The sequence below is a fragment of the Cellulomonas sp. genome (genome assembly GCF_035634735.1).
In the GTDB taxonomy this organism is placed as follows: Bacteria; Actinomycetota; Actinomycetes; order Actinomycetales; family Cellulomonadaceae; genus Cellulomonas.
The window spans coordinates 1-10792 of the sequence record NZ_DASQCJ010000025.1 but is presented as its reverse complement, the minus strand read 5'-3'; the positions used below and the strand labels follow the sequence as shown (position 1 = coordinate 10792).

Sequence of the window (10792 nt, the reverse complement as noted above, 5' to 3'; positions counted from 1 at the left end):
GAGCCGACCGCGTGGCCGCTGCAGCACCCCGAGGTCTACACGCTCATCTGGTCGGCGCTGTTCCTCGTGGTGTTCGTGCCGCTCGCGAACGCGCAGTACCGGGTGTCGACGAGCCGCTGACGGGCGCCGAGCGCCTAGACCGGCCCGCCGACCCGCCGGCCCTTGCGCGCGTACAGCGCCTCGTCGGCGCGGGCCAGCGCGTCCCGGACCGGCTCGTCGCCGTCGGCCTGCGCGACGCCGTGGCTCCAGGTGGGGTCCCCGGCGGCGTGCCGCTGCCCGGCGTCCGCCACCCAGCCCTCCGCGCCCGCGGCGTCCCGCCCGGCGAGCACCACGGCGAACTCGTCGCCGCCGACCCGGCCGATGAGGTCGCCGTCGCCGAGCCCGGCGCGCCAGCCGTCCACGAGGCGCACCAGCACCTCGTCGCCCGCGGCGTGCCCCAGCGTGTCGTTGACGACCTTGAAGTCGTCGACGTCCAGGCAGACGACCGCGGCGGGCCGGCCGCGCCGCGCGGCGTCGTGCAGCACCAGGGCGGCGCGCTCGTCGAACGCGGCGCGGGTGAGGGCGCCGGTGAGGTCGTCGGTCGTGGCGAGCAGCCGCAGCCGCTGCAGCAGGTAGGTCACCAGGCCGCTCATCACGACGGTCGTGAGCGCGAGCACCAGCCAGGTGGTCAGCGCGAACGGCACCGGGGACGCGAGCATCGCGAGGCCGAGCACGGCGACCACCAGCCCGAGCACCCGGCGGACCGTGCGGGGCTCGCCCAGCAGCGCCGCCGCCTGCCCGGCGACGACCAGGCCGAGGCTCGTGGTGACGACCCCCGCGAGGGTCTGGCAGCTCGCGACCAGCACCCCGCCGATGCCGATCGCGGCGACCAGGGCGGCGAGCGGCGCCCGCGACCGGTCCCGGAGCAGCAGCAGCGCCACCGCCAGCAGCGCGAGCGCCGCCGAGCCGCCGTACCAGACGCCGACCAGCGTGAGGCGCGAGGGCGGCCACACGGCGCTGACCAGGCAGAGCACCGCGCAGAGCAGCAGCGCGCCGGCGGTGTGCGAGGCCGCGAGGAACAGGCGTGCGCCGTCGTTCGGGGGGCGGGTCCTCGCGCGCACGGCCACCCCATCGGCCGCGGCCGGGTTCACCTGACCGGTGGCCCGCCGGACCACCCGTCCGGGCGAACGGCACGCGCCGGGCGGCGGGGGCGTCCCCGCGGCCCGGCGCGGCGCGCGTCAGCCGACCGGGCGCAGGGTCCGCCAGCCGCGGTCCCGCGAGGCGGCGGCGGCGAGGATGCCGACCGCGGCGCTCGGGCTGCGCAGCCGGCCGGCGAGGACCGCCTCGACGGCCTCGTCCAGCGGCACCCAGACGGGCACCATGCCGGCCTCCTCGTCCTCCCGGGTGTACCGGTCGGCCTCGGGCACCTCGGACAGGTCGCGGGCGAGGTACACGAGGATGTGCTCGTTCGAGCCGCCCGGGGAGTTCGCGAACTCGGCCAGCAGCGACCAGGAGCCGGCCCGGAGGTCGGCCTCCTCCCCCAGCTCGCGCGCCGCGGTCACGTGCGGCGGCTCGCCGTCGACGTCCCGCAGGCCGGCCGGCGGCTCCCACAGCTCGGCGCGCACGGGGTGCCGGTACTGCTGGAGCAGCAGCACGCGGTCGTCCTCGTCGAGCGCGATCACCGCGACGGCGCCGGGGTGGTCGACGAACTCCCGGACCACCTGCGAGTCGCCCAGGTCCACGGTCTCCGAGACGAGGTCCCAGATCTTCCCGTGGTGCAGGTCCGTGTGCTCGAGCACGGGCCGCACGGCGGGCCGGTCGGCCGGCCCGCCGTGCGCGTCCCCGGTCGTCACGCCCGGGCCTTCGCCTTCGGCGAGACCGTCGCGCCCCGCGCGTCGAGCGCGGCGCGGATCAGGCCGGCGAACAGCGGGTGCGACCGGGTCGGCCGCGACTTGAACTCCGGGTGCGCCTGCGTCGAGACGTAGTACGGGTGCACCTCGCGCGGCAGCTCCACGAACTCGACCAGCGACGAGTCCGGCGAGACGCCGGAGATGACCAGGCCGGCCTCCTCCAGCTTGTCGCGGTACGCGTTGTTGACCTCGTACCGGTGCCGGTGCCGCTCCGTGACCCGCGTCGAGCCGTACGCCTCGGCCGCGACCGAGCCCTCGGCCAGCACGGCCTCGTAGGAGCCGAGCCGCATCGTGCCGCCGAGGTCGCCCTCGCCGCCGACGATCGCGAGCTGCTCCGCCATGGTCGCGACGACCGGGTGCGCCGGGTCGGCGTCGAACTCGGACGACGAGGCGCCGGCCAGGCCGAGCACGTTGCGGGCGTACTCGATGACCATCGTCTGCAGGCCCAGGCAGATGCCGAGCGTCGGCACCTTCGACTCGCGGGCCCAGCGCAGCGCGCCGAGCTTGCCCTCGATGCCGCGCACGCCGAACCCGCCGGGGACCAGCACCGCGTCCACGCCGCCGAGCGCGCGCTGCGCGCCCTCGGGGGTCTGGCAGTCGTCCGACGGCACCCAGCGGATCGTGACCTTGGCGTCGTTGTGGAAGCCGCCGGCGCGCAGCGCCTCGGTCACCGACAGGTACGCGTCGGGCAGGTCGATGTACTTGCCGACCAGCGCCACCTCGACGTGGTGCGCGGGCTGGTGCACGCGCTGCAGCAGCTCGTCCCAGCCGCTCCAGTCGACGTCGCGGAACTGCATGCCGAGCCGCTGCACCACGTAGGCGTCCAGGCCCTCGGCGTGGATGACCCGCGGGATGTCGTAGATGCTCGGCGCGTCCACGCAGGAGATGACGCCCTGGGTGTCGACGTCGCACATCAGGGCGATCTTCGACTTGATCGACTGGGGGATCTCCCGGTCGGACCGCAGGACGATCGCGTCGGGCTGGATGCCGATGCTGCGCAGCTGCGCCACCGAGTGCTGCGTGGGCTTGGTCTTCAGCTCGCCCGACGGGCCGATGTACGGCACCAGCGAGACGTGCAGGAAGAACACGTTGTCCCGGCCGAGCTCGTGCCGGACCTGGCGGGCCGCCTCGAGGAACGGCTGCGACTCGATGTCGCCGACCGTGCCGCCGATCTCGGTGATGATGATGTCGACGTCGTCGGCGGCCTGCGACCGCATCCGCGCCTTGATCTCGTCCGTGATGTGCGGGATGACCTGGACGGTGTCGCCGAGGTACTCGCCGCGCCGCTCCTTCGCGATCACGTGCGAGTAGACCTGGCCGGTCGTCACGTTCGCGGAGCCGACCAGGTCGACGTCGAGGAACCGCTCGTAGTGACCGACGTCGAGGTCCGTCTCGGCCCCGTCCTCGGTGACGAAGACCTCGCCGTGCTGGAACGGGTTCATCGTCCCGGGGTCGACGTTGAGGTAGGGGTCGAGCTTCTGCATCGTGACCCGGAGGCCGCGGGAGCGGAGAAGTCGTCCCAGGCTGGAGGCGGTCAGGCCCTTGCCCAGTGAGGAGGCGACGCCTCCCGTGACGAAGATGTGCCGGGTCGTGGAGTCCGACCGCCCGGAGAGTCGATTTGCGCGCTCTGCCACGGGATTCCAGTGTACCCGAGACGCGCCGCCCCCGTGCGCCCCACGCCGGTGACCCCCGCCACGGCCCGCGCCGGTGGGCACCGCCTGCGACGTCGGCCCGCGCCCTGCTCACCCGTGTCGACGGTGGAACGTCGTGACGGACACGCCGTCGGCGTGTCCGTCACAACCTTCCACCGTCAGAGACCCCGCCCGGGTCAGCGGGCGTAGGCCGCGTCCAGCTGGGTCAGCACGTCGGCGATCCCCGGGAGCGTCGCCGCGCGGGCCCGGGCCGCGTCGCGCAGCGTCGACCGGCGCGCCTCGTCGCCCAGCACCGCGGCCAGCGCGGCCGCGAACGCCGCGGCGTCGCCGACCGGCACCAGCACCGCCGCGTCGCCCGTGACCTCGCGGGTGCCGCCCGCGTCCGTCACGACCAGGGCGGCGCCGAGCGCCAGGGCCTCCTGCACGGCCAGCGGCTGGCCCTCCCACACGGCCGTCGACGCGACCACGTCCGCCGCCGCGAGCAGGTCGGCGACGTCCTCGCGCCGGCCCAGCAGGTCGACCGGCGCCTGCGCCGCGGCCGCCCGCGCGCGCAGGTCGGCGAGCAGCGGGCCGTCACCCGCCACGACCCAGCGCACCCCGGGCCGGGTCCGCGCGGCGGCCGCGGCGGCGTCGACGAGGGTGTCCAGGCCCTTCTGCGGGGCCAGCCGCGCCACGGTGACGACGAGGTCCTCCCCCGGCGCGACCCCGAGCCCCGCCCGCACGGCATCCGCGTCCCGGCCCGGGGCCCGGCGCGCGGGGGCGGGCACCAGCGCGCGCTCGGCGCGGCGGGCGCCCTGCGCGCGGGCGAGCGCCACGAGGTCGCCGGACACGCCGAGCACCACGTCGGCGCCGCGCGCGACCACCCGGCCGAGCACCGCCGACACCGACCGGATCGCCCGGCCGCCGACGGGCAGGTTGTGCAGCGTGACGACGACGCGCGGCCGCGCACCCCCGGCGTGCCGCCGGCCCCGGACCGCCAGCACCGCCAGCGCGCCCGCGCGCAGCCCGTGGGCGTGCACCGCGTCCGCGTCCCGGGCCAGCGCCGCGAGCCGGGCCACGGCCCGCGCGTCGGACGCGTGCGGGCGATCGGCGATCTCGACCGCGGCGAAGCCGACGCCCTCGCCCGCGGCCACCGTCGGCGCGAGCGCGGAGGGGCCCGCGACCAGCACGTGGTCGCCGGCCGCGGCCAGGGCGGTCGACACCTGCTCGACGTGCCGGGCGACCCCGCCCGCGCTCGATCCCAGCACCTGCAGCACGCGTCGGGTCATCGGCCCGCCTCCCGGGGTCGGTCGTCCGGCCCGGGGGCCGCGGGGCCGGCACCGGGCGCCGGGGTGGTCGTGGGGGTGGCGGCCGCGGGGGCGGCCTCGCCGCCGGCGTCGGGGTCCGTGCCCGGCACGAGCGCGTCCGCCGCGGGCGCACCGGCCGTGACCGCGCCCGCGCCGCCGCCGCCCGCGCCGCGCCGCAGCAGCCCCGTCAGCGTCGACCGGTCCAGCACCGCCACCGCGCCCACGACCAGCACGACGACGACCGCCGCCCCGCCCGCGGCCGCGGCGACCGCGCCCGGGATGCCCTCGGCCAGCGCCTGCACCGCGTCGACGACCCACCGGCCGGCCACGCCGGCGACGGCGCCCGCGGCGACCAGCACCGCGAGCGTCCGGGCCAGGCCCGCGACGGCCTCGGCCCCGGCGGCGGCCCGCAGCACGGCGAGCAGCGCCACCCCGGCCACGACCATGCCGATCGTGTTGCCGAGGGACAGCGCGTGCAGCGTGGCGGCGGCGTCGCGCCCGCCCGGGACGAGCACCAGGCAGGCGACCCAGGACGCGAGGGCGACGGTGACCCAGCCGGCGCTGGCGGCCAGCACCGCGAGCCGCCCGCGCTCGAGGGCGTACAGCGCCCGGGACACGTGGAAGACCAGGGCGAAGCCGAGCAGGCCCGGCGCGACGAGCGTCAGCGCGTCGGCCACGGCCCCGATGAGCGCGGTGTTGCCCCGCCCGATGGCCTGGAAGACCGCCGTGGCGGCGGGGGCCACCGCGGCGAGCATGGCCGCGCCGGCCGCCCCGGCGACCAGCACGCCGCGCGTGGTCACCGCCGCGAGCGGGGCGTAGCCGGTCCGGCCCGGGCGCTGCGCGGCGGCCGCGAGGCGCGGGAACGTGCTGGTGGCGAGCGGCACCGCGAGCACCGCGTACGGCAGCAGGTAGGTGGGCTGCACCATCGTCTGCCAGGCCGACAGCGACCCCTTGCCGCCGTAGGTCTGCGCGAGCGTGATCGTCACGAGCACCGCGGCCTGCTGGGCGACCAGCGCGCCGATGCCCGCCAGCGCCAGGCCGCGCGCCCGGGCGGCGACGCCCTCGGGGAACCGCAGCGCGGGCCGCAGCCGCACGCCGGACCGCCAGACCGGGACCACCTGGGACAGGCCCATCGCGGCGACGCCGGCGGTGGTCCCCCACGCCAGCAGCGCCGCCGCCCCGTCGGGCAGCACGGCGGCCTCCTCCGCCCCGCGCGGGACGCCCGAGTCGGCGAGCAGCCAGCCGTACGCGGCGTACGCGCCGATGACGACGAGGCTCGACAGCACCGGGGCGAACGCGGGCCAGAAGAACTTCCGCTGCGCCTGCAGCACGCCGGACAGCACCACGGCGAGCCCGTACAGCGGCAGCTGCACCGCGAACACCCGGATGAAGAACGTGACGAGGTCCCGCTCCGCGGCGGTGTCCACCTTCGACAGCGCGGACAGCGGCTCCGCGGCCAGCGCGAGCACGACCCCGATGACGACCAGGCCGCCGAGCGTCCAGCCCAGCATGCCCGACGCGATCCGGGACACGTCGTCCCGCATCCCGCGCGCCAGCGGCCCGGCGATCACCGGGATCAGCGCGCCCGCCAGGGCTCCGCCCGCCGCCACCTCGAACAGCACGTTCGGCAGCGTGTTCGCCCAGTTGTAGGCGTCGCCGACGTCGGTGAGGCCGACCGCGTTGTTGAAGACCAGGGTCCGCGCGAAGCCCAGCAGCCGGCTGACGACCGTCACGGCCGAGATCAGGGCCGCGGCGCCCGCCAGACCGGACAGGACGGCCCGGCGGCTCACCGCCCGGGCACCCCGCCCGCGGTGGCGTCGTCGCCCGGCGACCCGCCCGGCGACCCGCCCGGCGCGCCCGACCCGCCCGGCTCGCCCGCGCCCCCCGGCACGTGCGCCGGGCGCCGCCCCCACGCGTCCAGCTCGCGCAGCACCGGGGTGCGCGCGATCACCTGCGTGAACGAGACCTTCTCCGACGCCACCGTCAGCGCCACGACGCCGGCCAGCAGCGCGAGCCGCGCGGGCCGCGGGCAGCCCTGCACGGCCGCGGTGCCGAGCACCGCCCCGACCGCGTTCGCCCCGGAGTCGCCGAGCATGTCGCGCTCGGCCAGGTCGTCGGGCAGCTCCGCGACGGCGGCGCCGAGCACCGCGGCCGCCGCGCCCCCGCCGCGGCCGCCGAGCACGCCGGCCGGCGCGGCGGCGAGCGCCGCGGCCTTGAGCGCGCGCCCGGGGCGCAGGTCGAGCAGGTTGACCAGGTTGGCGCTGGCGGCGATGAGCGCGCCGTCCGCGGCGACGTCGGCCAGCCGGACGAGGGCGGCGGCGCCGCGGCCCGCGGGCAGCCGGTCGTGCGGGCGGCTCAGCGCGGCGGCGAGCAGCGCGCCCGCCCCGATGCCGAGCACCTTGAGCCCGCCGGTGGTGACCTCGCCGCGGGCCAGCGCGCCGAGGTGGCCGCGCAGGCCCTTGCGCACGGTGCCCTCGCGGTCCTCGGTCAGGTCGTCCACCAGGCCGAACGCCGTGGCGCTCGTGGTTGCGACGGCCAGCGCCGCGCCGTCCCGGCCCGACGGGGCGCCGACCAGGCCGCCGACCAGCACGCCCGCCGCGACCGCGGGCCCGCCGAGCAGGCTCACGGGCTCGCCGCGGTGGTTGGTGCGCTCCCACAGGCGCGCGCCGCCCGGCGCGTCGTCGTCCAGCAGGCCGCGGACGACGGTCGTGCTCGCGCGCGCCGCGACGGCCGCGGCGATCCGGCGGCCGACGCTCACCCCTGCGCCCCCGCGTCGCCGGCGTCGCCCGCGTCGCCGGTGCCCGCGTCCCCCGTCGCGACCGGCGTGCGGTCCGGCGGGGTCAGCGTCGTCGCCGTGGGCACCGTCGTCAGGTCGCCGCCGCGGCCGTAGTGGCCGTTCGTGCCGCCGATCCGCGCGTTGAGCGCCAGCGGCACCGAGACCTGCCCGGCGGACGTGTCGCCGTCGCTGACGGTGGTCAGCGCCTCGGCCGCCGAGTCGTCGCCGAGGATGGTCGCGACCAGCGTGCCGTCGGTGACCGGGCCGTCGACGACGACCGCGCCCTCCGACCGGGTCTGCGCGACCCGCGCCAGCGCGATCTGCGACTGCAGCTCGGCGGCGGCCGCGTCGGCGTCGGGCGTCGCGTCGGTGGCGACGGCGTCCGGCGCGACCGTCGGGGCGACGAGCACGATCGCGTCGGCCGGCTGGCTGACCTCGCCGTCGACGGTGACCAGCGGCGAGTCGCCCGAGGTCATGAAGTCGAGCAGCGTCGCCGCGTCGGCGCTGAGCGCGTCCGGGTTGCCGGCGTCCGCGCCGGTGAGGCCCTGGACCAGCGCCTCGGACAGCGCGGTGTCGGCCGTGGCGTCGTCGGCGGGCTGCGGGTCGAGGTAGCTGGTGATGTTGCCGACCAGCGCCTGGCGGAACGACCGCAGGTCGGTGGACGACCACGCCTCGTTGAGCGCCACGTTCGCGCTCACGGTGGCGCCCGCGTCGGTCAGCTGGCCCTCGATCGCGGCGAGCGCGTCGCCGTCGACCGTGCCGAGCGCGACCACGGCCACCCGGCGCTCGGCCAGCGTGCCCGCGACCAGGTCGGTGCCGGCGGCCTCGATGAAGGCGTCGCTCGCGGCGAGGTCCGAGGCCGAGTCGTCGAGGTCGGAGCGCAGCTGGTCCCGCTCGCTCCGGAGCTGGTCCACCTGCCCCGTCAGCGTGTTGCCGATCGTCTCCTCGAGCGGGCCCGCGCCGAGGGCGATGCCCACCGCGAGCGCGAGGAAGACCGAGATCAGCGAGACGAGGTGGTACCGGAAGTCGATCACAGCGGGAGCTCTCGATCAGGTGCCGGCGCGTGCGCGGCACGGGAGGGGGCGGGTCGGGGCGTGCCGGCGCGCGTCATGACGACCCGCCGAACAGGGACCCGAGCCAGTAGACGAAGTCGTCCCAGCGCGCGGCGGTCAGGCCGATGAGGGTCTGGCCCGCGGTCGTCGACGCCAGGGCGACGCCGAGCGCGAGCAGGCCCGCGAGGACGAGCAGGGTCAGCTGCAGGTTGGAGATCCGGTTCCGGTACAGCCGGGACACGCCCTTGGCGTCGACCAGCTTGCTGCCGACCCGGAGCCGGGTGAGGAACGTCGACGCCATGCCGGAGCGGCCCTTGTCCAGGAACTCGACGAGCGTGGCGTGCGTGCCGACCGCGACGATGAGCTCGGCGCCCTTGTCGTCCGCCAGCAGCATCGCGACGTCCTCGCTGGTGCCGGTCGCCGGGAACACGATGTGCGGCACCCCGAGCTGGTCGACCCGCGCCATGCCCGGCGCGCGGCCGTCCCGGTACGCGTGCACGACGATCTCGGCGCCGCAGCGCAGCGCGCGGTCCGACACCGAGTCCATGTCGCCGACGATGAGGTCGGGCGTCCAGCCGGCCTCGAGGATCGCGTCCGCGCCGCCGTCCACCCCGACGAGCACCGGGCGGTACTCGCGGATGTACGGCCGCAGCGTGACCAGGTCCTCCTTGTAGTGGTACCCGCGCACCACGATGAGCACCTGCCGGCCCTCGATCTGGGTGGTGATGTCCGGGACGCCCACGCCGTCGAGCAGCAGGTCGCGCTCCCGGCGCAGGTAGTCCATGGTGTTCGCGGCGAACGACTCGAGCTGGACCGACAGGCCCTCGCGCGCGGCCGCCTGGTCGGTGGCCACGGTCTGCTCGGTCTGGACGGTGCCCTCGGCGACCAGCGTGTCGCCGTCGTACACCGACCCGTTCTCGACGCGCAGCGTGCGGCCCTCGCGCAGGGTCATCACGTCGGGGCCGAGGTCGTCGACGAGCGGGATGCCCGCGGACACCAGGATGTCCGGGCCGAGGTTCGGGTAGCGGCCCGACGTCGAGCGCGCGGCGTTGAGCACCGCGGCGGGCTTGCAGGCGGCGAGCGCCTCGGCCGACACCCGGTCGATGTCGACGTGGTCGATCACGGCGATCTCACCCGGACGCAGGCGCTTGGTCAGCGACTTGGTGCGGGGGTCGACCCGGGCGGGGCCGACGAGCTCGCCCCCGGGGGACGCGGCGGAGCGCTTACGCGAGGGCAGGAGTTTCATCGCCGTTCATCGTGCCAGATCCGCCAGCTCCAGGAGCTCCGCCGCGTGTGCGCGCGCCGCATCGGATTCCTCCTGGCCGGACAGCATCCGGGCCAGCTCGCGGACCCGGTCCTCCCCCGTGACCTCGCCCACGCCGGACGCGGTGATCGCGCCGTCCCGCGACTTGGTGACCACGAGGTGCCGGTCGGCGAACGCGGCCACCTGCGCCAGGTGCGTCACCACCAGGACCTGCGAACCCCGCGCCAGGGCCGCCAGGCGGCGGCCCACCTCGGTGGCCGCCCGCCCGCCGACGCCCGCGTCGACCTCGTCGAACACGAAGGTCCCGGGGGTGTGCTCGCCGCGGTCGGGCGACGTGGCGAGCGCCACCTCGAGCGCCAGCATCACGCGGGACAGCTCGCCCCCGGAGGCGCCCTTGCCGAGCGGCCGGGCGGGCGCGCCCGCGTGCGGGACGAGGAGCATCTCCACGACATCTCCACCGTGCGGGCCCAGCTCCGCCGCAGGCTCGACCCGGACGGTGAGGCTGGCGCCGCCCATCGCGAGCCCGGCGAGCTCGGCCGAGACCGTCGCGGCGAGCCGCTCGGCGGCCTCCCGGCGGGCCGCCCCGATCCGCGCCGCCCGGTCGGCGAGCCGCGCGTCCAGCGCGTCCCGCTCGGCCGTGAGCTCCGCGACCTTCTCGTCGCCGTCGCCGATGTCGAGCAGCCGACGGCCGCTCTCGTCGGCCCAGCGCAGCACCGCGTCGACGTCCTCGCCGTAGGACCGGGTCAGGGACGCGAGCTCGGCGCGCCGGGTCTGGGCGGCGTCGAGGCGCAGCGGGTCGGCCTGCAGGTCCTGCAGGTACGACGACAGCTCGGTGGCGGCGTCGGCCAGCAGGTACCCGGCCTCCGCCACCCG

General features: G+C 77.2%; 8 protein-coding genes and 1 pseudogene. All 9 read right to left on the bottom strand.

The genetic code is table 11. The features are described from left to right. Positions 1-134: 134 nt before the first annotated feature. Positions 135-1100, bottom strand: a complete 966-nt coding sequence (locus VER05_RS02290) for a GGDEF domain-containing protein (protein ID WP_324843781.1) — start codon at positions 1098-1100, stop codon at positions 135-137. Between the two features lie 117 nt (positions 1101-1217). Further along, positions 1218-1832 (bottom strand): NUDIX hydrolase, encoded by a 615-nt coding sequence (locus tag VER05_RS02285; protein WP_324843780.1) that lies wholly within the window; start codon positions 1830-1832, stop codon positions 1218-1220. Next, positions 1829-3523 (bottom strand): CTP synthase, encoded by a 1695-nt coding sequence (locus VER05_RS02280; protein ID WP_324843779.1) that lies wholly within the window; start codon positions 3521-3523, stop codon positions 1829-1831. Before VER05_RS02280 ends, VER05_RS02285 begins: the two co-directional genes overlap by 4 nt. A 194-nt stretch (positions 3524-3717) precedes the next feature. Next, positions 3718-4809: a glycosyltransferase family 4 protein gene (locus VER05_RS02275; protein WP_324843778.1), complete on the bottom strand. Its 1092-nt coding sequence runs from the start codon at positions 4807-4809 to the stop codon at positions 3718-3720. Continuing rightward, positions 4806-6617 carry a murein biosynthesis integral membrane protein MurJ gene (gene murJ, locus VER05_RS02270; RefSeq protein WP_324843777.1) on the bottom strand — a complete coding sequence of 604 codons (1812 nt, stop codon included), beginning with the start codon at positions 6615-6617 and terminating at the stop codon, positions 4806-4808. The genes VER05_RS02275 and murJ overlap by 4 nt, the downstream gene beginning before the upstream one ends. Continuing rightward, positions 6614-7585 (bottom strand): hypothetical protein, encoded by a 972-nt coding sequence (locus VER05_RS02265; RefSeq protein ID WP_324843776.1) that lies wholly within the window; start codon positions 7583-7585, stop codon positions 6614-6616. The genes murJ and VER05_RS02265 overlap by 4 nt, the downstream gene beginning before the upstream one ends. Then, the gene (locus VER05_RS02260) at positions 7582-8637 is read right to left on the bottom strand and encodes a copper transporter (protein ID WP_324843775.1); all 1056 of its coding nucleotides are present in this window, start codon (positions 8635-8637) and stop codon (positions 7582-7584) included. The genes VER05_RS02265 and VER05_RS02260 overlap by 4 nt, the downstream gene beginning before the upstream one ends. 73 nt (positions 8638-8710) lie before the next feature. Then, the gene (gene steA, locus VER05_RS02255) at positions 8711-9901 is read right to left on the bottom strand and encodes a putative cytokinetic ring protein SteA (RefSeq protein WP_324843774.1); all 1191 of its coding nucleotides are present in this window, start codon (positions 9899-9901) and stop codon (positions 8711-8713) included. A 6-nt stretch (positions 9902-9907) separates the two neighbouring features. Beyond that, positions 9908-10792: pseudogene (locus VER05_RS02250) on the bottom strand (DNA repair protein RecN); the annotation flags it as partial.

What these genes read in the sequence shown, in the direction of transcription:
- VER05_RS02275 (WP_324843778.1), bottom strand. Translation starts at nt 4,809, where the DNA reads ATGACCCGACGCGTGCTGCAGGTGCTGGGATCGAGCGCGGGCGGGGTC.
- steA (WP_324843774.1), bottom strand. Translation starts at nt 9,901, where the DNA reads ATGAAACTCCTGCCCTCGCGTAAGCGCTCCGCCGCGTCCCCCGGGGGC.